Raw genomic sequence first — 25,076 nt, forward strand, 5'->3', positions numbered from 1 at the left:
AGTTGCTACTGCAGGTTTTCGAAGGTGTGGGCGAGCTCGGAGCCCGTCATCGGTTCGCGGGCGACAACCATCACCGTGTCGTCACCGGCGATGGTGCCGACCACGTACGGCAGGGCTGCGCGGTCGATAGAGCTGGCCAGGTACTGGGCGGCGCCGGGCGGGGTACGCAGCACCGCCAGGTTGCCGCTGGCGTCGGTGGACACCAGGAGTTCGCCGAGCAGCCGCGACATCCGTTCGGTGCCACCGGATATGCCCTTCACCGGGCTGCCGTCCTCGGGCACCACGTAGACGCCCGTGCCCCCATCGGCGCCGCGGAGTTTCACCGCACCGAGTTCCTCGAGATCGCGCGACAGCGTGGCCTGGGTGACGTCGATCCCCTCGTCGGCCAACAGTGCCGCCAACTCGGACTGGCTGTGCACCTCACGCGCCGACAGCAGGGCGACGATCCGGGCCTGGCGGCCCACACGGGTGGCGGCGACCTCGGGCGTTGTCGGGTTGGTCCTGGCGCTCATGCGCTACCCCTGGCGGTGTCGAGGACGCCCGACAGCGCCCCGACGAAGCTGCCCAGCTGCTCCTCGGTGATGATCAGCGGTGGTGCCAGCCGGATGACCTCGGGGGCGGCCGCGTTGACCAGGAAGCCGGCCTCCCGCGCGGCGGCTTCAGCGGCCTTGGCCCTGGGCTCCGTCAGCACGATGCCCTGCAACAGACCGCGCCCGCGGACGTGATCGACCAGCGGATGGTCGAGTGCCTCGATATCGTGCGCCAAGGTTTTGCCGAGGGCGGCGGTGTGCGCGACGAGATCCTCGGCGGCCAGCGTGCGCAGCACGGCCAGCGCCGCGGCGGTGCACACCGGATTGCCGCCGAACGTGCTCCCGTGCAGCCCGGGCGTCATCAGGGCGGCAGCAGCGCCGATACCGATGCAGGCACCGATCGGCAATCCCCCGCCCAGACCCTTGGCCAGGGTCATCACATCAGGCGTGATGCCGTCGTGCTGGTGGGCGAAAAACGTTCCGGTGCGCCCGATCCCGGTCTGCACCTCGTCGAGGACCAGCAGGGCCCCGTGGTCGGTCGTGATCTCCCGAGCCGCGGCCAGATAGCCCGCCGGCGGGACCACGACGCCGCCCTCCCCCATGATGGGTTCCAGGAACACCGCCGCCGTCTCGTCGGTGACGGCCGCCCGCAGGGCGTTGGTGTCCCCATAGGGCACGAAGGTGACGTCGCCCGGCAGCGGTTCGAACGGCGAGCGTTTGGCCGGTTGGCCCGTCAGAGCCAGGGATCCCATCGTGCGGCCGTGGAATCCGCCCTCGGCGGCAACGAGTTTGGTGCGGCCCGTGAGCCGGCTGATCTTGAAGGCGACCTCGTTGGCCTCGGTGCCCGAGTTGCAGAAGAACACCCGGGCCACGTGGTCGGGCCCGAGCTGGGCGACCAGCGCCTCGGCCAGCGCGATGCCGGGCTCGGTGGCGTACAGGTTCGACGTGTGGCCCAGGGTGTTCAGCTGGGTGGTGACGGCTTCGATGACCGCCGGATGCCGGTGCCCCAGCAGGTTGACGGCGATGCCGCCGAGCAGGTCGAGGTAGGTCCGGCCGTCCGGATCGGTCAGCACCGCGCCGTTGCCGGTGGCCAGCGCCAATCCCGGGGTGCCGTAGTTGTCCATCATCACCGCGGACCAACGGTGTTGCAGTTCTTCGGTTTTCGTCATGCCGACTGGACCACCTTGGTGCCGGTTCCCTCGTTGGTGAACAGCTCGACCAGGACGCAGTGCTCCATCCGTCCGTCGATGATGTGCGCGCTGGGCACCCCGCCGGCCACGGCCCGCAGGCACGCCTCCACCTTGGGCACCATGCCGGATTCCAGCCGCGGCAGCAGTTGGGCCAGCGCGCCGCTGTCGATCTCGCTGACCAGCGAGTCCCGGTTCGGCCAGTCGGTGTAGAGACCCTCGATGTCGGTCAGCATGACCAGCTTCTCGGCCCCCAGCGCTTCGGCCAGCGCAGCCGCGGCGGTGTCGGCGTTGATGTTGTGCACCACGCCGTCTACGTCGGGGGCGATGGTGGACACCACCGGGATCCGGCCCGCGGCAATGAGATCGACCACCGCGTCGGTGTTGACGTGGTCGACGTCGCCGACCAGGCCGATGTCGGTGGCCACCCCGTCGACGGTGACGCTGCGCCGGACCGCGGTGAACAGTGCGGCGTCCTCGCCGGTGATGCCGACGGCATACGGGCCGTGCGCGTTGATCAGGTTGACCAGTTCACGGCCCACCTGACCGAACAGCACCATGCGGGCGACGTCGAGCACCTCGGGAGTGGTGACCCGGAAGCCGCCCTTGAAATCCCCTTCGATACCAAGGCGTTTCAGCATCGCCGAGATCTGCGGGCCGCCGCCGTGCACTACCACCGGGTGGATGCCGCAGTTGCGCAGGAACACCATGTCCGCGGCGAAGGCCGCCTTGAGGGCGTCATCGGTCATGGCGTTGCCGCCGTACTTGACGACGACGATGCGACCGTGCAGTTGCACGAGCCACGGCAGTGCTTCGGCGAGGATCGCCGCCTTGGTGGTGGTGGTGGCCGTCATGAGCTGTACGCCGAATTCTCTTCGACATAGGCGTGCGACAGATCGGTGGTCCGGATCGACGCGGACGCATCCCCGAGCCCCAACGACACCGTGACGTCGATATCGGCGCCGGACAGGTCGACGTCGCGGGCTCCGGGTGCACCGGCACCGTCGACGCACACCGGTGAACCGTTGAACGACACCGAGATCCGGTTCGGATCCAACACAACCGGGGCGATACCGACGGCAGCCAGTACCCGGCCCCAGTTCGGATCCGAACCGAACAGCGCGGTCTTGACCAGGCTGTCGCGGGCGATGGCTCGCGCGCACACCACGGCGTCGTCCTCGGTGCGCGCGCCGGCCACGGTGATGGTGACCCGCTTGGTGACGCCCTCGGCGTCGGCCTGCAGCTGGGCACACAGGTCGTCGCAGACGGCCCGGATCGCGTCGTCCAGCTCGTCCTGGCTGGGGGTGATCGCGCTGGCGCCGGAGGCCAGCAGCAGGACGGTGTCATTGGTCGAGCAGCTGCCGTCGACATCGAGACGGTCGAACGTGAGCGCGGTCGCCCGGCGCAGCGCGGTGTCCAGCGCGGCACCATCGGCCACCGCGTCGGTGGTGATGACCACCAGCATGGTGGCCAACGACGGGGCCAGCATCCCGGCGCCCTTGGCCATGGCACCGACAGTCCAGTTGTTCTTGTGGTGCAGCGCAACCTGTTTCGGCACGGTGTCGGTGGTCATGATGGCCCGCGCGGCTTCGTCACCACCGGTGAGGCCGCCGGCCATCTCGTGCACGATCTCGGTGACGCCCGCGAGCACCTTGGCCATCGGCAACCGGTCGCCGATCAGGCCGGTGGAGCACACCGCCACCTCGATGGGCCCGGTCTCGGTGCCCCACTCCGACAGTGCGGCGGCGACGGCCTCGGCGGTGGCGTGGGTGTCCTGGAAGCCGCCCGGCCCGGTGCAGGCGTTCGCCCCGCCGGAATTCAGGATGACCGCCCGCAGCCGGCCGGTGGTGAGCACCTGCTGGCTCCATTGCACGGGCGCGGCCTTGACCTGATTGCGGGTGAAAACACCGGCGGCGCCGTAGTCGGGGCCCTCGTTGAAGACCAGCGCCAGGTCGAGGTTGCCCGAAGCTTTGATGCCGGCGCTGATTCCGGTGGCGCGGAAGCCCTCCGGTGCCGTCACCCCTTGGTTGCGCAGCAGCCGGGACTCTTCGGTAACGCCGGTCACGGTGCCACTCCCACGGTCGACAGTCCTTCGGTCTCGGGCCATCCCAGTGCCAGGTTCATCGACTGCACCGCCGCTCCCCCGGTGCCCTTGGTCAAGTTATCGATGGCACACACCGCGACGAACACCCCGGCGTCCGCATCGACCGCGATCTGCAGTTGCGCCGCGTTGGATCCGATCACGGCACCCGTCATGGGCAGCCGCCCCTCCGGCAGCAGATGGATGAACGGTTCTGCGTCGTAGGCCTTTTCGTAGGCGGCCCGCAGTTCGGCCAGCGATGCGGTAGTGGGTGCCGTACAGGTGGCCAGGATGCCCCGCGACGTCGGGATGAGCACGGGGGTGAACGACACGCTCACCGTGGCGTCGGTGACCGCCCGCAGCCCCTGGGCGATCTCCGGCGTGTGTCGATGCGCGCCAGCGATGTTGTAGGCGCGGGCGGATCCGATGACCTCGGCGGCCAGCAGATCGACCTTGGCGGATTTGCCCGCGCCGGAGGTCCCGCTGACCGCGACGACGGTGACCGTGGGCTCGACGAGACCGGCCGCGACGGCCGGCACCAGGGCCAGCAGCGCCGACGTCGGGTAGCAGCCCGGCACGGCGATCCGCTTGGTGCCGCGCAGCGCGTCGCGGCCGCCGGGAAGTTCGGGCAGCCCGTAGGGCCAGCTGCCCGCGTGCGGCGAGCCGTAGAACCGCTGCCAGTCCGTGGCGTCGGTGAGCCGGAAGTCCGCGCCGCAGTCGACCACCAGGGTGTCGGGCCCCAACTGCTCGGCGATCTCGGCGGAGTGGCCGTGCGGCAGCGCCAGGAACACCACATCGTGTCCGCGCAGTACGTCGATGTCGGTGGGCTCGAGGATCCGGTCGGCCAGCGGGAGCAGATGCGGATGGTGTTCGGCCAGCGTGGTGCCGGCGCTCGCGGCGGCGGTCAGCGCGCCGATGGTCAGCCGGCCGTCGGCCTGAGCCGGGTGTCCGAGCAGGAGCCGCAGGATCTCACCGCCGGCGTATCCGCTCGCGCCGGCCAGGGCCACTGTGGTCATTTCGAGCATTCTGCATGGTTATGCAATCCAATGCAAATAAATTGGCGATTTCGGTGCATTGACCGTCGCCCACCGCCGGGTCATGCACCGAAATCGTTGATCCGACCGTCTCGACCAATCAGGTGCGCAGCGTGGCACCGAGCTCGCGACCGGCGGCGGCCACCGCGGCGTCGCGCGCCGCGCTGGCCTCGTCCTCGGTCAGGGTGCGGTCGGCGGCGCGGAACCGCAGCGCCAGCGTCAGCGACGTGCGGCCCGCGCCGATCTGCGGTCCCGAGTAGACGTCGAACAGTTGGACGTCCTCGAGCAGCTCACCGGCACCGGCGCGCACCGCGGCGATCACCGCATCGGCGGGCACCGTGTCGTCGACGACCAGGCTGAGGTCCTGGAACACCGCCGGGAACGGCGACACCCGTGGCGCGGGCAGCGTCTCGACGATGGGAATGGCGTCCAGATCCAGTTCCGCGGCGCAGGTGCCCTTCGGCAGGCCCGCGCGTTCGACGACGGCGGGATGCAGCTGACCCGCGAAGCCGACACTGATGTCGCCGACGAAAACCTCGGCGCAGCGCCCCGGATGCCAGGGCAACTCCTGCGCGGGTCGCAGCGTCACCTCGACACCACACGCGCGGGCCACGACGCGCACGGCTTCGAATGCGTCGGCGGCCTCGGCCCGCCGGCCCGGACCCCACGGGCCGCGTGGCTCGCGCAGTCCGGTCAGCACCACCCCGACGTGCTGCGGCTGCCGGGGCAGCGACGCGTCCAATTCGCCGATCTCCGATTCGGTGGGGCGTCGGTCGGTCGGGATACGTTGGACGGCACGGGTTTCCGTCGTCGGTAGGACCACCTGCGCGACGGAGAACAGCGCCACGTCGCCCGCGCCGCGGGAAACATTGCGGCCCAGCGCTTCCAGCATGGCGGGCAGCAACGTGGTGGCCAGATGCGGCCGATCGGCCTCCAACGGGTTGACCACCCGGGTGGTGTCGCGCCGCGGATCGTCGGCGGCCAGCCCCCAGGTGTCGAACACCCCGGCCGGCAGGAACGGCGTCGGCAGGATCTCCACGTAGCCCGACAGTGCCAGCGATTTGCCGACCGCCCGGCGGCGCTTCTGGGCGGCACTCAGGCCGCGGCCGGCCGGCGCGGTGGGCAATACCGACGGGATGACATCCAGGCCTTCGAGGCGCAGGACCTCCTCCACCAGATCGGCGGGCTCCACCAGATCCGGCCGCCAGCTCGGCGGGGTGACCTCAAGCACGCCATCGGGAAGCTCGGCGACCGCGGCGCCGATCTGGCGCAGTCGCGCGACCGTCACACCGTCGCCGTAACGCACTCCGGCCATCCGGTCGGGCAGGTCGACCGCCATCCTGATGGGTGCATACGACCAGTCATCGCGCGGCGGGTCGCCCCGCCAGTCCGTCAGGGTGGGTTCGACCGTGCCGCCGGCGATCTCGGCGAGCAGCGTCGCACAGCGGTCGATGGCCGCAACCGAGATCGCGGGGTCCACCGAACGTTCGTACCGGCGGCCGGCCTCGCTGACCAGATGCAACCGGCGCTGGGTCCGCGACACCGCCGCCGGATCCCACACCGCGGCCTCGAGCAGCACATCGGTCGATCCGTCGTGGATCTCGGTGCTGCCCGCACCCATCACGCCACCGATGGCGGCCGTACCGGTGTCGTCGACGATCAGCACGTCGGCCGGGTCGAGTTTGCGTTCGACGTCGTCGAGGGTCACCACGGTTTCGCCCGGTGCGGCGAAACGCACCCGGAAAGCACCGTTGATCCGGTCGCGGTCGTGAGCGTGCATCGGGTGGCCGAGCTCGAGCATCACGTAGTTGGTGACGTCGACGGCCGGTGAGATGGGCCGGATTCCGCACAGCATCAGCCGACGGCGCAGCCACCAGGGCGAGACGGCAGCGGGATCGATTCCCGTCACGGGCCGCAGGGCGAAGCGGCTCACCCCGGTGCCCGCATCCACCGTCAGCGGCCAGGCCTCACCTTCGACCGGCAGCGGCGGGACCGCGGCCGGATCGACGTAATCCAGGTCGTAGGCGCAGGCGATCTCACGCGCAATGCCACGGATCGACAGGCCGTAACCGCGGTCCGGCGTGATCGCCAGATCGAACACCACGTCGTCGAGCCCGAGGACCTCGATACCGGAATCACCCGGTTCGGCGGTTCCCGGCGGGAACACCATGATCCCGGAATGGTCGGCGCCCAGCCCCAATTCGGCGGCCGAGCAGATCATCCCGTCGGAGGTTCGGCCGTAGGTCTTGCGAGTGGCGATCACGAAGTCACCCGGCAATGTCACGCCGGGCAATGCCACCACCACCAGATCGCCGACAGCGAAATTGGTTGCCCCACAAACAATGTCACGCGGTTGGGACTCCCCCACATCCACCTTGCAGGCTCGGATGGGCTTCTTGAACTCGGTGAGTTCCTCGATCTCGACGACCCGCCCCATGGTGAGCGGACCGCTGACCGGACCGAGCTCGAGCACATCCTCGACCTCATGGCCGATCCGGATCAGGGCGGCCTCGAGGCCGGCGGGCGTCACATCCCAGTCAGGAGCGCCAGCCCGGACGGTCTCCCGCAGCCAGCTGTAGGGAACGCGCATCAGGCACCCACCCCGAACGGCAGCGAGAACCGGACGTCACCCTCGACCATGTCGCGCATGTCGGGAATTCCGTTGCGGAACTGCAGGGTGCGCTCGATACCCATCCCGAACGCGAACCCGCTGTATTCCGCCGGGTCGATTCCTGCGGCTCGCAACACATTCGGGTTGACCATGCCGCAGCCGCCCCACTCGACCCAGCCGGGGCCGCCCTTCTTGTCGGCGAACCAGACGTCGAACTCGGCCGACGGCTCGGTGAACGGGAAGAAGTGCGGGCGGATCCGGGTCCGTGCCTCCGGCCCGAACTCCGACCGCGCGAATGCATCCAGGGTGCCCTTGAGGTGCGCCATGGTCAGACCCCGGTCCACGGCCAAGCCCTCGACCTGGTGGAAGACCGGGGTGTGGGTTGCGTCCAGCTCGTCGGTGCGGAAGGTGCGTCCGATGGAGACGACGTAGACCGGCAGCTCCCGCGACAGCAGGGCGCGGACCTGGACCGGCGAGGTGTGGGTGCGCAGCAGCTGCCGCGAGCCCTCCGGCGCGATGTAGAACGTGTCCTGTTCACTGCGGGCGGGGTGATCGACCGGGAAGTTCAGCGCGTCGAAGTTGAACTGCTCGGTCTCGACCTCGGGCCCCTCGGCCAGTTCCCAGCCCATCGCGACGAACGTGTCCGTGATGCGCTCGGCCAGGATCGTGATGGGATGGCGGGCCCCGACCGGCTGGCGGGTGGACGGCAGCGTGACATCGATCCGCTCGGCCACCAGAACCTCGGCGTCGCGGTCGGCGCGCAACTGCGCCAGGCGGTCGTCGAAGAGCCGCTGGGCCTCGGAGCGGGCGACGTTGACCCGTTTGCCGGCATCCGCGCGTTCCGACTTGTCCAAGGTGCCCAGGGCCTGGCGTGCCAGGGCCAGCGGTGCGCGGTCGCCGAGGTGGTCGGTCTTGGCGCGGGCCAGGTCATCGAGGTTGGCGGCCGCGGCGAACGCCTCCCGCGCCGCGTCGACCGCCAGGGACAGCGCGCCCGCGGAAAGATATGGAAGATCAGCCACGCGGCCAGCGCCTCCTTGCTCGTTCCCACCGACGTTCCCCGGTAATGCAAGTGCCGATCATATGCGGTCGGCACGCGATACCCTCTCGCGGTGGTGAGGGCATTGATCGTCGCCGCCTTCGGGCTGGGTGCGGCGGTGCTGGGGGTCCTGGCGGTGATCATCGATCACCGTTGGTTCGTGATCGCCGTCCCGGTCGCGCTGCTGGCCGGCCTCGGGGCGTGGGATCTGATCCAGACGCGGCATGCGATCCTGCGGTCGTTTCCCATCCTCGGCCACGCCCGATTCCTGATGGAGACCATCCGCCCGGAGATCCAGCAGTACTTCATCGAGTCCAACACGGACGGCACGCCGTTCGACCGTGAGACCCGCGACATGGTGTACGAACGGGCCAAGGGCACCAAGAGCGACGAGCCCTTCGGCACCGAACGCGACGTCAACGCGCTGGGTTACGAGTTCGTCCGGCACTCGATGCGGGCGCGGTTCGCCTCCGATGTCGCGCCGAAGGTACGGCTGGGCGGGACGGACTGCACCCAGCCGTATGACATTGCGCTGCTGAATGTTTCGGCGATGAGTTTTGGTGCGCTGTCGTCCAACGCCATCCTTGCGCTCAACGGCGGGGCGGCCATGGGCGGGTTCGCGCACGACACCGGAGAGGGTGCGATCAGCCCCTATCACCTTCGTCCGGGCGGGGACCTGATCTGGGAGGTCGCCTCCGGCTATTTCGGCTGCCGGACCGACACCGGCGGTTTCGATCCGGCCAAGTTTGCCGAGAAGGCGCAGCTGCCGACCGTGAAGGCGATCTCGATCAAACTCTCCCAGGGCGCCAAGCCCGGCCTGGGCGGCGTGCTGCCCGGCGCCAAGGTCAGCGCCGAGATCGCCGCGACCCGCGGCGTGCCCCAGGGCCAGACGGTGATCTCACCGCCGGCGCACACGGCCTTTCGCACCCCGCTCGAGATGATGGAGTTCATCTCGACGCTGCGCCGGCTCTCGGGCGGCAAACCCGTTGGCTTCAAATTGTGCGTGGGCGCCCGGAGCGAGTTCCTGTCGCTCTGCAAGGCCATGCTGGCCACCGACATCACCCCGGATTTCGTCATCGTGGACGGCTCCGAGGGCGGAACGGGTGCGGCCCCACAGGAATTCGAGGACCACGTCGGAATGCCACTGACCGAGGGTCTGATGCTGGTGCACAACGCACTGGTGGGCGCCGGACTGCGCGACCGCATCAAGATCGGCGCGTCCGGCAAGGTTGCCAGCGGGATGGACATCGTCTCGCGGATCATCCAGGGCGCCGACTTCACCCTGTCGGCGCGCGCCATGATGTTCGCGATCGGCTGCATCCAGGCGCAGAAGTGCAACACCAACACCTGCCCGGTCGGGGTCGCGACCCAGGATCCCGGCCTGATCCGGTCGCTGTACGTTCCGGACAAGGCCAAGCGGGTGTACAACTTCCAGCGCGCCACGGTCGCCAGCGCGGCCCAGATCGTCGCCTCGATGGGGCTCGGCGGCTTCGGCGAACTGGACCCCACGATGCTCAACCGTCGGATCGAGGGCGGCCGCACCCGGACCTACGCCGAACTCTACGAGTGGCTCACGCCGGGCGCATTGCTCGACGATTCCGGCGCGGCCTCCTGGCGGGCCGACTGGAACATCGCCACCGCGGCCGAATTCCGCTGAATCACAATCAGACCCGCGCCCAGCCCGCACGCCGCCCCCACTGCGCCGGCAACCGCGAACGCGGCGGCGCCGTCGGCCAGCACCAGGAACCCGAATGCCGCGGCCACCGACAGCATCGCCCACCGCAGCCGACTCCAGCGGCCGGCCGGCCCGAACGCGGTGGACACCAGCATTCCCAGCGCCAGTGCGATCCCGTGGCCGACGGAGGTGAAATCCCGCAGCACCGCGGCGGCACCCACCACGACGCCGATCCAGCCGGCGACCCACACCGGACGGGCCGGCCGCGGGATCGCGGCGCTCAGCGCGCCGAGCACGCCGACCGCGCCGTAGCTCATACCTACGTCCTCGGCCCGGGACACCGCCGGCGGCAACAGGCCGTGGCGCACGGCGATCAGCAGCCCGACCGCCACCAGGACGGTGGCGCCCAGATGCGCTGTGGCGAAGGCCACCACCAGGCGAGCACTGCGGAACTGCAGCTCGCACAGTGCCAACAGGCACACGAGCCCCGGCAGCCAGTAGACGACCGGGCCGGCGTCCACGACGAACGCGCTGTCGAGCAGCGTGCCCAGGTGACCGCGGTGCAGGTTGTGCAGGTTGGTACTCGCGTGCCGGATCACCGCGTGCTCGGCGGCCGGACCCCGCAGGACCAGCGCGATGCTCACCGCCGTCAGGGCGGCCGCATAGCTCACCGTGACCCGGACCAGGGTCAGCCGCGAGACGGTGCGTGACAACATCGTCACCCCACTATGCCGACGGCCGGTCCTCGGTGTCCGCGTCGTCACCTGTCAGGTCCCTGCGAATTCCCAGCCGGTACATGACCAGGTCGGCCGGCACCCCGGTGGGTCGTGCACCGAACACCTGACGCCGCACGCGTTTGGCCGTGACGCCCATTTCGGCCAGCCGTCCCGGTGGCAGCAGCTCCAGGGTGGGTCCGGAGACGATGATGCCGCCCTTGGTTGCCCGTTCCATCACGCGCGCGGCGATGTTGACGTCGACGCCGAGCCAGTCCGAGCCGATGCGTTGCGGGTGGCCGGTATGTATCCCGATCCGCATTCGCGGCGTGTAGCCGTCGACAACCACGTCGTCGATCGCTGCACTGGCCGCCAGCGCGGCGGTGATCGCGATGTCCGGGGTGTGGAACACGGCCATCAGGCCGTCGCCCATACGTTTGACGATGTGCCCGCCGCGGTCGAGCATCGGCGGCTCGACCGCCGCCGAGACCCGTCGCAGCAGTTTGAGGGTGGCGTCGTCACCGGCGCGCAACGACCAGGACGAGAATCCGACCAGGTCGGTGAAGACGATCGTGGTCTCGGTGTCGGCCCGCTTGCCCGAGATCCGTTCGGTCAGCGCCTGCCACACCTGCAGGCCGGCGAGACTCACCTCGCGGGATGCGGCCTCGCGGTCGGGTAGCAGCCGGTCCACGCCGCGGGCGGCGGCGCTGGGACCGCCGACGCCGGCGGTCGACAACGGGTCGCCGAAATCCGGGTCGCCCGGCAGGTACCGGCGCACCCGGCGGATGAAGGCGATCAGGCCGGGGTTGTGGTTGGTGTCCGCCAGCCAGGTCCCCGCTCCGTCGGGTTCGGTGGCCGATGGTTCGATCGCGGCGGGTCGAGCGCCATCGGAGTCCACCGCGTCAGGGTAGGTCCCGGCGCGCCGGCCCGGCAACGACGCCCCAGTCGGCGCGAGGAATCAGCAGGTCACAGCCATGATGCGGTGCGGTAGCCGCCCGATAACGCCCCGGCGCGGCGACCGCCCAAATCGTAGACAACGATGGTTGTCACTATTATCGTGAGAACTCTTCCGCTGGATCAGGAGGACGGATGAAGACACAACGTGGTGTCACCGAAACCAACCGCGAGACCGCTGCCGCGGACCCGCTCGGCCCGGACTCGTTGACCTGGAAGTACTTCGGCGACCTGCGGACCGGAATGCTGGGCGTCTGGATCGGCGCGATCCAGAACATGTACCCCCAGTTGGGCGCGGGGGTCGAGGAGCATTCGATCCTGCTGCGCGAACCGCTGCAACGGGTCGCCCGCTCGGTATACCCCATCATGGGCGTCGTCTACGACGGTGACCGGGCCGCCGAGACCGGCGCGCAGATCAAGGGTTTCCACAACACCATCAAGGGTGTCGACGCGCAGGGACGCCGCTACCACGCGCTGGACCCCGACACCTTCTACTGGGCGCACGCCACCTTCTTCATGCTGATCCTCAAGGTTGCCGAGTACTTCTGCGGCGGGCTGACCGAGGCCGAGAAGCGACAACTATTCGACGAGCACGTCCAGTGGTACCGGATGTACGGGATGAGCATGCGGCCCGTGCCCGAAACCTGGGAAGCGTTCTGCGAGTACTGGGATCGCACCTGTCGCGACGACCTCGAGATCAACCGGGCGACGCTCGACATCTTCACCATCCGCATCCCGAAGCCCAAGTTCGTCATGATGCCGACCCCGCTGTGGGATCAACTCTTCCGGCCGATGGTCGCCGGACAGCGCTGGATCGCCGCCGGCCTGTTCGACCCGGCCATCCGGGAGCGGGCGGGCATGCGCTGGACCCCCGGCGACGAAGTGCTGCTACGACTCTTCGGCAAGGCCGTCGAGATCGCATTCTGGGCGGTGCCCGATGAGATCCGCTTGCACCCCCGCGCGCTGGCCGCGTATCGGCGCGCCGCCGGCCAGGCGCCGGCCGACGCCCCACTGGTCGAGGCGCCCTTCTTCATGGATCCGCCCCGCGACCGCAAGGGCATGCCGATGCACTACGCGCCCAAGCGCAGGCTGCCGTTCCCGGTGCCCCCGATCCCCGCCCCGCCGATCCCGAAGGTCATCGCCGAGCGGGCCGGCTCGCTGGTCCACACCACGTTCTCCCTCACCGGGCTCCGTCCCGCCCGCGGCCGTCGACCAGCCGCCTGAAATCAACTCTCCGACAACCGAATCGAGTACCGAATGATCGAGTGGTCCGATGTGGACCTCGCCGTGCGCGATGCCGTCCGCCAATTCGTGGACAAAGAGGTCCGGCCCCACGTCGACGCCCTGGAATCCGGCGAGATGGAGCCCTACCCGATCATCCGCAAGCTGTTCGCGACATTCGGGCTCGACGCGATGGCCCGCGACTCCCTGGAGAAGCGCCTGGCGAGGATGCGCGACGGAACGTCGTCCGGCGGCGGCACCGGGGGCGGCATGCTGGGCGGTGGACCGGAGACCGCCGGCATGGGCTTCATGATGATCAGCGAACTGTGCCGGGTGTGCATGGGCATCGTGACCGGCATGGGCGTCAGTCTCGGGCTGACGGTGCCGACCATCGCCGCCCGCGGCACCCTGGCCCAGCAGGAGCGTTGGCTGCCCGGGCTGGTGACCTACGAGAAGATCGGCGCCTGGGCCATCACCGAACCCGACTCCGGCTCGGACGCGTTCGGCGGCATGAAATCGTATGTAATTCGTGCCGCCGATGGTTCGGGCGACTACATCCTCAACGGCCAGAAGACCTTCATCACCAACGGGCCCGACGCCGATGTGGTCGTCGTCTACGCCAAGCTGGACGAAGGCGATCCGAGTGTCGACAAGCGCGACCGCAAGGTGCTGACCTTCGTGCTGGACCGCGGAATGGACGGATTCGAACAGTCGAAACCGTTCCGCAAGATGGGGATTCACTCGTCGCGCACCGGCGAGCTGTTCTTCAGCAATGTTCGGCTGGGCCGCGACCGGTTGCTGGGTGAGACCGAGCACAATGAGTCCGGTGACGGCCGGGCCAGTGCCCGGTCCAACTTCTCGGCCGAGCGCATCGGGGTGGCCTCGATGTCGCTGGGTGTCATCGAGGAATGCCTGCGGCTGTGCGTCGACTACGCCAGGAGCCGGACCCTGTGGGGTCAGGAGATCGGCCAGTTCCAGCTGATCCAGCTCAAGCTGGCCAATATGGAGGTCGCGCGAATGAATGTGCGCAACATGCTGTTCCGCATCATCGAGGCCCAGCAGAGCGGCGTGCAGATCTCGCTGGCCGAAGCGTCGGCGATCAAGTACTACTGCTCACAGGCCGCCACCGATGTTGCGATGGAGGCCGTGCAGTTGTTCGGCGGCAACGGCTACATGACCGAGTACCGGGTGGAACAGCTCGCCCGCGACGCGAAGTCGCTGATGATCTACGCCGGCAGCAACGAGGTCCAGATCACCCACGTGGCCCGGGGGCTTCTCGGCGGATAGCCCTCCATCGCCGAGCGTGCGCAGAAGTACGCGACACGCCGCGCAGATGTGGACCAACACGCACGGTCGCGGTCATACGTTGTGTGCGCGCGCACTCTGATAGAGGCAGATGGCCGCGGCCGCGGCGACGTTGAGACTTTGTGCGTGGCCGGGCATTTCGATGCGCACCCGCTGATCGGCCAGTGCGGTCACCTCGGCGGGCAGGCCGTGCGCCTCGGGCCCGAACAGCCAGGCCGTCGGGCCGCTCAGATCGGCGTCGGCGAGATCGACGGCATCGTCGAGCGTGGTGGCCAGAACTGCCAGACCGGCGGCCCGCAGCGCCTCCACCGCAACGACGGCGTCGGGTTCGACGACGACGGGCAGATGGAAGATGCTCCCGGCCGAGGCCCGCAGACATTTTCCGTTGTACGGGTCGACCGCGTGACCGGCGAGCAGCACGGCGTCGGCGCCCATCGCGTCAGCGATGCGGATCATCGTGCCGGCGTTACCGGGCTCGGAGATGCCGACCGGAACCGCCACCAGCTTCGGGTTGGCCGGGAGCGCATCCGCGGGAATGTCGCACACCGCCACCAGACCTGCGGGAGTCACGGTGTCGGACAACGCCTTTGCCGCGCGTTCGGTCACCAGGTGCACCGGGGTATTTCCGATCAGGCCGGCATGCCGGTCGAGGGCCGCAGTGGTGGCGAACACCTCGACGGCACATCCGCGGGCGACCGCGGTCGCGACGAGATTGGGCCCTTCGGCCAGAAACCTCCCGACACGGCGACGGCCCGCGGGGCGCAGCAGTTTGACTGCCGCGACCACGCGGGCCGATCGTTCGGTCAGTGGCGGATTCAGGCGGCCTCGCCGGACGGCGCGTTGACATCGGCGGGCAGCGCCGCCTTGGCGACCTCGACCAGTGCGGTGAATGCCGCGGCGTCGCTGACCGCGATCTCCGCGAGGTTCTTGCGGTCCACCTCGACGCCAGCGGCCTTGAGGCCCTGGATCAGTCGGTTGTAGGTGATGTCGTTCGCGCGGGCCGCGGCGTTGATCCGGGCGATCCACAGCTTACGGAACTCGCCCTTGCGGGCCCGGCGATCCCGGTAGGCGTAGGTCATCGAGTGCAGCTGCTGCTCTTTGGCCTTGCGGTAGAGCCGCGAGCGCTGGCCGCGGTAACCCTTGGAAGCCTTGAGGACTGTGCGCCGCTTCTTCTGGGCGTTGAGTGCGCGCTTCACGCGTGCCATGGGGGTATTCCTATCTCGTTGGTCTCAGGTCCGGTTGGCTGGGCTCAGCCGTTCAGCATCTTGGCGACACGCTTGGCGTCGTTGGCGGCCACCTCGGTGCGACCGTCGAGGCGACGGGTGCGGGTGGTGGGCTTGTGCTCCATCAGGTGGCGGCGGTTGGCCTTCTGGCGCACGATCTTGCCGGTTCCGGTCTTGCGGAACCGCTTCGATGCACCGCTGTGGGTCTTGGCCTTGGGCATGTGTCCTCAGTTCGTTGCTCAGGTGGTGGTGCTCAGGTGGTCTGCGTGTTGTCCTCGGCGGGCGCATCAGCCTCGGCCGGCTTCCCGGCGGGGCCGGGCGTCGGCGCGTCGGCGTCGTGCGCCGCCTTGGCGCGGGTCTTCGCGCCGCGGTGCGGGGCCAGCACCATCGTCATGTTCCGGCCGTCCTGCTTGGCGGACGTCTCGATGAAGCCGTGTTCGGCCACATCGGCGCCGAGGCGCTGCAACAGCCGGTAACCCAGTTCGGGGCGGGACTGTTCGCGGCCGCGGAACATGATCGTCACCTTGACCTTCGACCCGGCTTCCAGGAAGCGGACCACGTGACCCTTCTTGGTCTCGTAGTCGTGGTCGTCGATCTTGGGGCGCAGCTTCTGTTCCTTGACGACGGTCTGCTGCTGGTTCTTGCGAGACTCGCGCTCCTTCAGAGCCGTCTCGTACTTGTACTTGCCGTAGTCCATGATCTTGCAGACCGGAGGCCTGGCATTCGGGGCTACTTCGACGAGATCGAGATCGGCATCCGCGGCGACGCGGAGTGCATCTTCGATGCGCACGATGCCTACCTGCTCCCCACCGGGGCCGATCAATCGGACTTCAGGTACGCGGATGCGCTCGTTGACGCGGGTCTCAGTGCTGATGTGGCCTCCCTGGTTATGTGTCTTCCAGGAGACCCAAACCCGTCAGCATCTGTCCGTAAGAACAGAAAAGCCCTGCTCGAAGCAGGGCCCAATGCCGACCAGTCACGGTGTGAACCGCCCGCATGGAACACGCGGATCCGGGAGCTCGGTTTACCCTGAACTACCGGTGACCGGACCGCCGTGCCCTTATGGAACTCTGGGCAGACGGTGGGAGTTGGGACTCCACTTGCTGTCCCGGCGTCAGCCGGAACGGTCGCGCATGCGAGTCTAGCAGCCATGACCGACGATCCAAGAATCCGCGAACTGGCCGAGATTCCCGCCGTCGAGGTCATCAGCCGGTCCGCGGTCATGCTGATGAGCGCCGCGGCGGAAAAGCTCGGGCTGTCCGACACCGATCCGGACGACAGCTCCCATCGGGATCTCGACGAGGCGCGCCGGCTGATCACCGCGCTCGCCGGTCTGGTCACCGCGTCGGCGGAATACCTCGGCCCCCACGCCGGCCCGCTGCGCGACGGCCTCAAGAGCCTGCAGCTGGCCTTCCGCGAAGCGAGCGCCGAACCCGAGGAGCCCGGTCACGGCCCGGGTGAGAAGTACACCGGCCCGGTCTGGTAACCGTCCCCACCCCGCGTCACCCCGCCACCGCATATCCTCGCCGCATATGACCGTCACCACGCGGCCGCTCAGCCGTCCCACTACGCCATACCCCTGGGTTCCGGCGGCCACGGGGTGGATCGTCGGCGTCATCGCGACGCTGTCACTGATCGCCAGCGTCTCACCGTTCGTCCGGTCGCTGATCCGCATCCCCGCCGAGTTCGTCAACAACTACCTGTTCAACTTCCCCGACACGAGCTTCGCCTGGGCGTTCGTGCTGGCCCTGCTGGCTGCCGCGCTCGCCGCACGCAAGCGCATCGCCTGGTGGGTCCTGCTGATCTACTTGGTCGCCGAGATCGTCTGGAACGTCGGTGATCTGCTCACCGGTGGCGAATCGGCCCTCCAGGACGCCGGCGAACTGATCGGCCTGGTGGTGCACGTCGTCCTCATCGTGCTGCTCCTACTGGCACGCAACGAGTTCTGGGCAAGAGTGCGCCGCGCGGCGTTGTTCAAGGCCGCCGCGGTCCTGATCGTCGGGATGACGACGGGCACCTTGATCGGTTGGTGCCTGGTGGAGCTGTTCCCCGGTTCACTGGCGCGTGAAGACCGGTTCCTCTACACGGTCAACCGGGTCAACGCGTTCTCCGGTGCAGGTCCCGAGCAGTTCAGCGGGCATCCGCACATCCTGATCAACGTGCTGCTGGGCCTGTTCGGGGCGCTGGCCCTGATGGCCGCGGCCATCGTGCTGTTCCAGTCGCAACGCTCCGAGAACGCGCTGACCGGGCAGGACGAGTCCGCGATCCGCGGCCTGCTCGAGGTCTACGGCAAGAACGATTCGCTGGGTTACTTCGCCACCCGGCGCGACAAGTCGGTGGTGTTCGCCGCCAACGGCCGGGCCGCGGTCACCTACCGCGTCGAGGTGGGAGTCTGCCTGGCCAGCGGCGACCCCGTCGGCGACCCACGGGCCTGGCAGGCGGCGATCAAGTCGTGGCTCGAACTGTGCCAGACCTATGGGTGGGCACCGGGCGTGATGGGTGCCAGTTCGGCGGCGGCCCAGGCATTCCGCGAAGCCGGACTCAATGCGATCGAACTCGGCGACGAGGCAATCCTGTACCCCGACCGCTACACGCTGTCCGGATCGGAGATGAAGCCGGTCCGCCAGGCCGTCACCCGGGCCCGGCGGGCGGGACTGAGCGTACGAATCCGGCGGCACCGCGATCTGACACCGGCGGAACTGGCGGCGGCGATCGAGCGCGCCGACGCCTGGCGGGACACCGAGACCGAGCGCGGCTTCTCGATGGCGCTGGGCCGGCTGGGCGACCCCGCCGACGGCGAGTGCCTGTTGGTGGAAGCGGTCCAGGGCGATCCCGGCTCCGACGGCGGCGGTGCGGTGGTGGCCATGCTCTCACTGGTGCCCTGGGGTGCAACCGGCGTTTCACTGGATCTGATGCGGCGCTCCCCCGGTTCGCCCAACGGCACCATCGAGCTGATGGTCAGCGAGTTGTGTCTGCAGTCGGAAGCCCTTGGTATCAACCGGATCTCGCTGAACTTCGCCATGTTCCGGTCCGCCTTCGAAGAGGGCGCCCAACTGGGCGCCGGCCCGGTCGCGCGGTTGTGGCGTGCCCTGCTGATCTTCTTCTCGCGATGGTGGCAGCTCGAGACGCTGTACCGGTCGAACATGAAGTACCTGCCCGAATGGGTGCCGCGCTATGCGTGTTATGAGGACGCCCGGCTGATCCCGCGGGTCGGTGTCGCGTCGGTCATCGCCGAAGGGTTCCTGGTGCTGCCGTTCGGCCGGCGCAACCGCCAGCACACCGGACACCATCCCGCCGTGCCGCAGGCACTCGTCGACACGGGACACCTGCACGGCGACGGTTCCACACCGGACATCTCCGGACTCGCCGTCGATCTGACCGACGGCACCGCCCCGCCGCGGTTGCCCGAGCAGGTCCGTGTCCGGATGAACAAGCTGGACGCGCTGCGCGCCAAGGGAATTGACGCCTATCCCGTGGGCCAGCCACCCAGCCACGCGATCAGCGCCGCGCTCGCCGAAGCCGACGGGACGCCCGTCAGCGTGACCGGCCGGGTCCTGCGGATCCGCGATTACGGGGGTGTGATCTTCGCCCAGTTGCGGGACTGGTCCGGCGAAATCCAGGTCCTGCTGGACAATTCGGCACTCGAGTCCGGCTCTGGCACCGGATCTTTCACCGCGGCGATCGACCTGGGTGATCTCGTCGAGGCCACCGGCACGATGGGGCTCAGCCGGACCGGCACTCGTTCGGTCCTGGTGCGGAACTGGCGACTGACCGGCAAGTGCCTGCGCCCCCTGCCGGACAAGTGGAAAGGCCTGACCGACTCCGAGGCCCGTGTGCGGTCACGCTATGTCGACCTGGCGATCAACACCGAGGCACGCGAGCTGATCCGCGCTCGCAGCCAGATCCTGCATTCCATCCGGGAAACGTTGTTCGCAAAGGACTTCATCGAAGTCGAGACGCCCATCCTGCAGCAGATCCACGGTGGCGCCAACGCCCGCCCGTTCGTCACCCACATCAACGCCTACGACCTGGATCTGTATCTGCGGATCGCCCCGGAGCTCTATCTGAAGCGGCTGTGCGTCGGGGGCGTCGAGCGTGTCTTCGAACTGGGCCGGGCCTTCCGCAATGAAGGGGTGGACTTCAGCCACAACCCCGAATTCACCCTGCTCGAGGCCTATCAGGCACACGCGGACTACCTGGTCTGGATCGACGGCTGCCGCGAACTGATCCAGAATGCCGCCGTGGCCGCCAGCGGCGCTCAGGTGGCGATGCGGCCGGGACCCGACGGCAGGCTGAGGCCGGTGGACATCTCGGGCCGATGGCCGGTCAAGACCGTGCATGACGCGGTCTCGGAGGCCCTCGGTGAGCACGTCCACGCCGGGACCGAGCTCGCGACGCTGCGCCGGTTCTGCGATGCCGCCCAGATTCCCTATCACCGTCAGTGGGACGAGGGGGCCGTCGTCCTCGAGATGTACGAGCACCTCGTCGAGGACCGCACCGAGGCGCCGACCTTCTACACCGAGTTCCCCACCTCGGTGTCACCGCTGACCCGTCCCCACCGCAGCAAGCCGGGTGTCGCCGAACGCTGGGACCTGGTGGCCTGGGGCGTGGAGCTCGGCACCGCCTACAGCGAATTGACCGACCCGGTCGAGCAGCGCCGCCGCCTCCAGGAGCAGTCGCTGCTGGCCGCGGGCGGCGACCGGGAAGCCATGGAACTCGACGAGGACTTCCTGCAGGCGATGGAGTACGCCATGCCCCCGACCGGCGGCCTGGGCGTGGGCGTCGACCGGGTGGTCATGATGATCACCGGCCACAGCATTCGGGAGACCCTGCCGTTCCCACTCGCAAAACCGCGGTAGTCACCGTTCACAGCAATTTTCCAGATCCGCGGGCCAGGATTGGGCCGTGACAGTGATGTCGGCGCCCTTCGGCCTTTTCCAGCAGCATATTTCGTTGATGCACGGCTGGGTGCCGACGACGGTGCAGACCCTGGCCGCGGCCGCCCTGTTGGTCGCCGTCACCGGCCGGCGGCGCCGCTGGCTGCCGCTGGTGGCCCTGTTCGGGGTGATTGCCGCGGCGGCAGCGTACTGGGCCGTCGCCAGCAACGGACTGGCCAACGAGCCCGCCCCTCGCCAGCTGTGGACCTGGGTCGCCGCCAGCGGCGTCGCGGTGGGCGTCGCGGCGTTGGGCTGGCGCGCGGCCCGCTGGTGGCGGCGTGGCGTGTCGCTCCTGGCTGTCCCGCTCTGCCTGCTGAGCACGGCCCTGGCCGTCAATGCCTGGGTGGGCTACTTCCCGACTCTGCAGAATGCGTGGGGTCAGCTGACCTCCGGCCCGCTGCCCGACCAGACCAGCCGCGCCGCGGTGACCGCGCAGGCGGCGCAGGTCCAGGCCCACCATGTGCTCCCGGCGCGGGGCAGCGTCGTCCCGGTGACCATCTCCGCCGCCGCATCCGGCTTCAAACACCGCGGCGAGCTCGTGTACCTGCCGCCCGCCTGGTTCGCCACCAGCCCGCCGCCGAAGTTGCCCACCGTACTGATGCTCGGCGGCGAGTTCAACACCCCGGCCGACTGGCTGCGCGCGGGGAACGCGGTCAACACCGTCGACGCCTACGCGGCGGCCCATCACGGCAACGCTCCGGTGTTGGTCTTCGCCGATTCCGGCGGCGCGTTCAACAACGACACCGAGTGCGTCAACGGCCCGCGCGGAAACGTGGCCGATCACCTGACCAAGGATGTCCGGCCGTTCATGACGGCCGAGTTCGGCGTCAGCAGCGACGCCGCGAACTGGGGTATCGCCGGCTGGTCGATGGGCGGCACCTGCGCGGTCGACCTCACGACCATGCACCCGGAGTTGTTCAGCGCGTTCGTCGACATCGCCGGTGATATGGCGCCCAACTCCGGAACCAGGTCACAGACCATCAACCGGCTGTTCGGCGGCAACGCAGCCACTTACGCGGCCTGGGACCCGGTCACCGTGATCACCAAACATGGTCCTTACCAAGGCCTTTCGGCGTGGTTCGCGATCAACGCCAACACCGGTAACCCGGCCACGCAGCCACGGAACATCCCGGCGGCCATCGGCACGGCGCCGTTGGGTTACCACGCCGGCACCGGCAGGCCCAGCGACCAGACCACCGCGGCGAACACCCTGTGCGCCCTGGGGGCGGCGCACGGTATCCAGTGCGCCGTCGTCGCCCAGCCGGGCAAGCACGACTGGCCGTTCGCCGCCCGGGTCTTCGCCACCGCGTTGCCCTGGCTCGCCGGCGCTCTGCGCACCCCGGGCGTACCGGCGCCGACCCTGCCGGCCGCTGCGCGCTCGGCCGCCGATGTGCCGGCCACCGGCACGACGCCCGGTGCGGAGACGTCCACCGAGGCCGCGGGCCGGTAACCGATCGATCGGCCGCCCCGTCGGCGGTACCGTGGCGGAATGGCCGACGAAACGAACGCGCCCACACCCGAGCCCGGACCTCCGCCGTCCGGCGCCGCCCCGGTTCCACCGGTCGAGGACGTCGGCTATACCCCCGACGGCGTGCCCACCTTCGACTCGGTGCGCGAGAAGATCGAGACCCGGTACGGAACGGCGATCGGTGCGCACGAACTCGCGGCCGATACGCCCGAGGGGCACAACATCGAGGAACAGTACGAGGCCAGGCAGAAGGCCGCCGCCGAACGGCTCGCGCAGATCCGGGAGTCCATGCGTTCCGATCAGTAGTCCGATTCGGCCGCGAGTACCTCGGCCAGGAAGGCATCGGCACCCGGTCGCCGCAACCGTGCCCGCGCGAAGGCTCGGACCCGACCCCGCACCTCCGCGGACTCGTCGACACCAGCCCCCACCATCACCTCGACAGTGCGCCAATCATGGTTCCAGGCAGCCGATTCCGTGACCGGTGCGTTCGCCCCGTCCAGCAGCTCCAGCACTGCCCGGCCGCCGGCGTCGAGTTCACCGGCGCCGTGCAATGCGCCGGAGCGCACCGCGACCGCGACGCCCTGCGGCGAGACGGCGCCCGACAATCCCACGCCGACCACGGCGCTGACAGCCCCACCGTCGACGGCGATCCGCCAATCGACGGTGTCCTCGGCCGCATCGAAGACCCCCGGAGGCACGCCCGCCCAACTCAGTGATCGCACTCCCGTCGCGATGCCCGGCCCGGACGAGTCGATGCTGCCCGGACCCGCCGCCAGGGCGTAGTCGTCGCGACGCCGCAGAGTGGCCGGGGCGACCGCGGCACCGACGGCGACGCCGTTGTCCTGCGCGAGCTCTGCGCACGCCTCGACCAGATCGGCCACGCGCCGATCACCCGCCTGCCGCAGCGTGGCCAGCGCGACGGTGTGCGGCCGCAGCAGTGTGGTGAACTCGGAGTCCAGGGTCCCGTCCCCGAAATAGTCCTCGGCGGCGGCGGTCAACAGTGCGAGCTCGCCGTCGAGGAGTGCGCCGTCGAGTTCGGCAATGCCGTCGCGCTGGCTCGCCGGCCACCAACGCCGCAACCAGTGGCCGAGCGCCAGTCGCCACAGCGGATCCAGCGCGCCGGCGATGAACCCCACCTCCGGCACGTCGCGCTCCCCCATCGGAACCGTGTCGGTGGCCAGCGCCGCGACGATCGCCGCGTGGCCGGCCTCACCCACCAGCCGCCACAGCCAGTCGACGCAGGTGATGTCGGTGATCGATAGGCGCGCAACGGAATTCGTGTCGGGATGCGCCTCGTCGATCGTCCACGACAGGACCGCGCCGGCGAGCTCGATCACTGCGGTCAACGGGTCGGGTGCCGCAGTGGGCCCGGTGCTCCACAGCCCGGAGTCGGCGAAGAATCTCATGCCGGGAGCCCCTCGAGCATTGACTTGATGCGCTGTCGGTGATCAAGACTCACCGACCGGGCGACCCCGTCGAGGAGCGCGCGTACGTCATCAAGGTCCGTGCACGGCTCCTGCCACACATCGCGGCCGTGCAGCCGCGCCCACAACCTGCTCAGGTAGGGCCGGCGAAAAGCCGCCAGCTCGTCGATGACGTGCTGCTGATGCGGGTGGGCGGCGGCCGTGCCGGCCAGGTAGCGCCGCGCGTGCAGCACATAAGCCTCCTTCCGCAGCCGCGCCTGGATCCGGGCGGACAGCTGGTACCGGGTCGATGCGCCGCCGTCGAGCGGCGCCAGGTCCACGGCAACCTCGATGCCCGCGATCAACGTCGCCTGCTTGTCCTCGGCCAGCAGGCCCCAGGGTGCACACGCGCGATCGGTCTCCTCTGCACACAGCGTCGGCACGTCGGGCAGTTCGTCGCGGTCCATCGCGCGGCGCAGGGTGGATCGGACCCGGTCGATCACGCTGCGGTCCAGCGGGCGGTCGCCGACGGCCGCAGACCCGCCGCCGGTGTCGATGACGACCGGGGGACGTTGCGGCTCGACCGAACTGAGGCCGATCTCGACGATCGACCAGGGCAGACCCGAACCGTCGTGGTGGGCGGCCGCCCCGAGGTTGTACGGCGTGGCATCGGCAACGAGCGCCGACCAGACCCGTTGCCGCGCCGCGGCGGCGTTGTGCCCGTCGGTCGGGCCGAGTGCCGTGGTCAGGCCGGCCAGGAACGGCCCGGTCATCCCGGTGCCGGCCCGCACGTCCTGCCAGCTGTGCGCCAGCTGCTCCGCCAGCGCGGCGACGGCGGCCTCGTCGGCCAGATATCGGTTGAGCACTTCGATCGCCGTGCGGTCGCGGTCGGCGTGCACAGCGCGCAGGTGCCGTTCGGCTGTGGCCCGGTCCTGTTGCGCCGGTGGGCCTTCGAGGAGCGCGAGCTCATAGCAGACCGGGAAGTACAGCTCCTGGGCATTGCCGGTGGTGATCCGCAATCGGCGACGTTCCCGCTTGAGCAGATCGAACCACTGCGCGGTGGCCTGCAGCGTCGCGGTCTGCCCCACGATGAGATCGTGCATCTGCGCGGCGACGTCGACGGACACGAACGGGACCGAGAACCGGGTGTTGGACCGCAGCCGCAGCACCAGCGGATCGATGATCCGCTTGACGGTGCGCGTCAGCGGGCCACCGTCATCGGTACTGAGCACCTCGACACCGGGGCCGATGGCACGCCACGCGTGCTCGATCACCGCGCGGCGGGGCCGCACGGCGACCGCCGTTCCGGGTCCGGCACTCACCCGAACAGGATAGAAGTTGGGTTCGGTAGCGGTCCGGTTCCGCCACGGTGCTGACATGCCCAGTCTGTTCTCGCTGCTGTTCTTCGGCTTCCTGTTCGCCGGCACCGCGGTGGTGCTGCTGGTGCCCAGCACCACCGTCGTCAGGTCCCGCGGCGTGGTGGTGGCACTGCGCCTCACCGGTGAGTTCGACCAGGACCTCCACGGGGTCGAGCTCGACATCATGGTCAGCAGGCCCGAGGGGGGACAATTTCCGGCCCGGGAGTCAACGCTGATCCCCGAGGCGGTGCTGAGCTCCTTCATCCCCGGCAGCATCATCGACACCTACTACCGGCCCGGGGACGAATCATCGGTCGCAGTACGCGTGCCGGGGCGGTGAG

At 69.2% G+C, this 25,076-nt stretch carries 23 protein-coding genes; 8 read left to right on the forward strand and 15 right to left on the reverse strand.

Annotated elements, in window-relative coordinates; all coding sequences use genetic code 11:
• Positions 1-5: 5 nt before the first annotated feature.
• The 7 genes from U0R18_RS03310 to pheS all read right to left on the reverse strand — a co-directional run bounded on the left by U0R18_RS03310 (position 6) and on the right by pheS (position 8,461).
• A complete protein-coding gene (locus U0R18_RS03310; RefSeq protein ID WP_526365912.1) occupies positions 6-512 on the reverse strand; it encodes an arginine repressor in 507 nt (168 codons plus the stop codon).
• On the reverse strand, positions 509-1,699 hold the full coding sequence (locus U0R18_RS03315) for an acetylornithine transaminase (RefSeq protein ID WP_526365914.1): 1,191 nt from the start codon (positions 1,697-1,699) through the stop codon (positions 509-511). Before U0R18_RS03315 ends, U0R18_RS03310 begins: the two co-directional genes overlap by 4 nt.
• A complete protein-coding gene (gene argB / locus U0R18_RS03320; RefSeq protein ID WP_526365916.1) occupies positions 1,696-2,571 on the reverse strand; it encodes an acetylglutamate kinase in 876 nt (291 codons plus the stop codon). The genes U0R18_RS03315 and argB overlap by 4 nt, the downstream gene beginning before the upstream one ends.
• Entirely contained in the window at positions 2,568-3,782 is a 1,215-nt protein-coding gene (gene argJ / locus U0R18_RS03325; RefSeq protein WP_526365918.1) for a bifunctional glutamate N-acetyltransferase/amino-acid acetyltransferase ArgJ, read from the reverse strand. Before argJ ends, argB begins: the two co-directional genes overlap by 4 nt.
• A complete protein-coding gene (gene argC / locus U0R18_RS03330; RefSeq protein WP_526365920.1) occupies positions 3,779-4,813 on the reverse strand; it encodes an N-acetyl-gamma-glutamyl-phosphate reductase in 1,035 nt (344 codons plus the stop codon). Before argC ends, argJ begins: the two co-directional genes overlap by 4 nt.
• A gap of 118 nt (positions 4,814-4,931) precedes the next feature.
• Complete coding sequence (pheT, locus tag U0R18_RS03335) at positions 4,932-7,421, reverse strand: phenylalanine--tRNA ligase subunit beta (protein WP_526365922.1); 2,490 nt, start codon at positions 7,419-7,421, stop codon at positions 4,932-4,934.
• A complete protein-coding gene (pheS, locus tag U0R18_RS03340) occupies positions 7,421-8,461 on the reverse strand; it encodes a phenylalanine--tRNA ligase subunit alpha (RefSeq protein WP_526365924.1) in 1,041 nt (346 codons plus the stop codon). Before pheS ends, pheT begins: the two co-directional genes overlap by 1 nt.
• Before the next feature lie 90 nt (positions 8,462-8,551).
• On the opposite strand from pheS, the gene U0R18_RS03345 reads away from it, so the two are divergent.
• On the forward strand, positions 8,552-10,135 hold the full coding sequence (locus tag U0R18_RS03345; protein ID WP_526365926.1) for an FMN-binding glutamate synthase family protein: 1,584 nt from the start codon (positions 8,552-8,554) through the stop codon (positions 10,133-10,135).
• Here the strand turns inward: U0R18_RS03345 and U0R18_RS03350 are convergent.
• Positions 10,039-10,869: a rhomboid-like protein gene (locus tag U0R18_RS03350; protein ID WP_526365928.1), complete on the reverse strand. Its 831-nt coding sequence runs from the start codon at positions 10,867-10,869 to the stop codon at positions 10,039-10,041. The genes U0R18_RS03345 and U0R18_RS03350 overlap by 97 nt on opposite strands.
• Positions 10,870-10,879: 10 nt before the next feature.
• A complete protein-coding gene (locus U0R18_RS03355; RefSeq protein ID WP_526365930.1) occupies positions 10,880-11,764 on the reverse strand; it encodes an adenylate/guanylate cyclase domain-containing protein in 885 nt (294 codons plus the stop codon).
• Positions 11,765-11,955: 191 nt separating this feature from the next.
• Here U0R18_RS03355 and U0R18_RS03360 point away from each other — a divergent pair, with 191 nt between their 5' ends.
• Positions 11,956-13,044, forward strand: coding sequence for an oxygenase MpaB family protein (locus tag U0R18_RS03360; protein WP_526365932.1), 1,089 nt, complete (start codon positions 11,956-11,958; stop codon positions 13,042-13,044).
• Positions 13,045-13,077: 33 nt separating this feature from the next.
• On the forward strand, positions 13,078-14,328 hold the full coding sequence (locus U0R18_RS03365; RefSeq protein ID WP_526365934.1) for an acyl-CoA dehydrogenase family protein: 1,251 nt from the start codon (positions 13,078-13,080) through the stop codon (positions 14,326-14,328).
• 72 nt (positions 14,329-14,400) lie between these two features.
• On the opposite strand, the gene U0R18_RS03370 is transcribed toward U0R18_RS03365, so the two are convergent.
• Genes U0R18_RS03370 through infC form a run of 4 tightly spaced genes read right to left on the reverse strand, consistent with a single transcriptional unit; the run spans position 14,401 to position 16,443 of the window.
• The gene (locus U0R18_RS03370; RefSeq protein WP_526365936.1) at positions 14,401-15,132 is read right to left on the reverse strand and encodes a TrmH family RNA methyltransferase; all 732 of its coding nucleotides are present in this window, start codon (positions 15,130-15,132) and stop codon (positions 14,401-14,403) included.
• A 29-nt stretch (positions 15,133-15,161) separates the two neighbouring features.
• Entirely contained in the window at positions 15,162-15,551 is a 390-nt protein-coding gene (gene rplT / locus U0R18_RS03375) for a 50S ribosomal protein L20 (RefSeq protein WP_526365938.1), read from the reverse strand.
• 44 nt (positions 15,552-15,595) lie between these two features.
• Positions 15,596-15,790, reverse strand: coding sequence for a 50S ribosomal protein L35 (gene rpmI / locus U0R18_RS03380; protein ID WP_526365940.1), 195 nt, complete (start codon positions 15,788-15,790; stop codon positions 15,596-15,598).
• A gap of 32 nt (positions 15,791-15,822) precedes the next feature.
• Positions 15,823-16,443 carry a translation initiation factor IF-3 gene (gene infC, locus U0R18_RS03385; RefSeq protein WP_526367381.1) on the reverse strand — a complete coding sequence of 207 codons (621 nt, stop codon included), beginning with the start codon at positions 16,441-16,443 and terminating at the stop codon, positions 15,823-15,825.
• Positions 16,444-16,719: 276 nt separating this feature from the next.
• On the opposite strand from infC, the gene U0R18_RS03390 reads away from it, so the two are divergent.
• The 4 genes from U0R18_RS03390 to U0R18_RS03405 are packed head-to-tail and all read left to right on the forward strand — an operon-like array spanning position 16,720 to position 22,280.
• Complete coding sequence (locus U0R18_RS03390; RefSeq protein ID WP_526365942.1) at positions 16,720-17,055, forward strand: DUF1844 domain-containing protein; 336 nt, start codon at positions 16,720-16,722, stop codon at positions 17,053-17,055.
• Positions 17,056-17,101: 46 nt separating this feature from the next.
• Complete coding sequence (gene lysX / locus U0R18_RS03395) at positions 17,102-20,428, forward strand: bifunctional lysylphosphatidylglycerol synthetase/lysine--tRNA ligase LysX (protein ID WP_526365944.1); 3,327 nt, start codon at positions 17,102-17,104, stop codon at positions 20,426-20,428.
• A 55-nt stretch (positions 20,429-20,483) separates the two neighbouring features.
• Positions 20,484-21,956: an alpha/beta hydrolase gene (locus U0R18_RS03400; protein ID WP_526367383.1), complete on the forward strand. Its 1,473-nt coding sequence runs from the start codon at positions 20,484-20,486 to the stop codon at positions 21,954-21,956.
• Positions 21,957-21,995: 39 nt separating this feature from the next.
• A complete protein-coding gene (locus U0R18_RS03405) occupies positions 21,996-22,280 on the forward strand; it encodes a hypothetical protein (protein ID WP_526365946.1) in 285 nt (94 codons plus the stop codon).
• On the opposite strand, the gene U0R18_RS03410 is transcribed toward U0R18_RS03405, so the two are convergent.
• Together U0R18_RS03410 and U0R18_RS03415 are read right to left on the reverse strand one after the other, a co-directional pair.
• Complete coding sequence (locus tag U0R18_RS03410; protein WP_526365948.1) at positions 22,274-23,380, reverse strand: hypothetical protein; 1,107 nt, start codon at positions 23,378-23,380, stop codon at positions 22,274-22,276. The genes U0R18_RS03405 and U0R18_RS03410 overlap by 7 nt on opposite strands.
• Positions 23,377-24,756: a hypothetical protein gene (locus U0R18_RS03415; RefSeq protein ID WP_526365950.1), complete on the reverse strand. Its 1,380-nt coding sequence runs from the start codon at positions 24,754-24,756 to the stop codon at positions 23,377-23,379. The genes U0R18_RS03410 and U0R18_RS03415 overlap by 4 nt, the downstream gene beginning before the upstream one ends.
• Here U0R18_RS03415 and U0R18_RS03420 point away from each other — a divergent pair.
• Positions 24,755-25,075 (forward strand): hypothetical protein, encoded by a 321-nt coding sequence (locus tag U0R18_RS03420; protein WP_526365952.1) that lies wholly within the window; start codon positions 24,755-24,757, stop codon positions 25,073-25,075. The genes U0R18_RS03415 and U0R18_RS03420 overlap by 2 nt on opposite strands.
• The last annotated feature ends 1 nt before the right edge of the window (position 25,076 follow it).

Origin of the sequence: Mycobacterium sp., assembly GCF_046330795.1 — a bacterium.
Taxonomy (GTDB): domain Bacteria; phylum Actinomycetota; class Actinomycetes; order Mycobacteriales; family Mycobacteriaceae; genus Mycobacterium.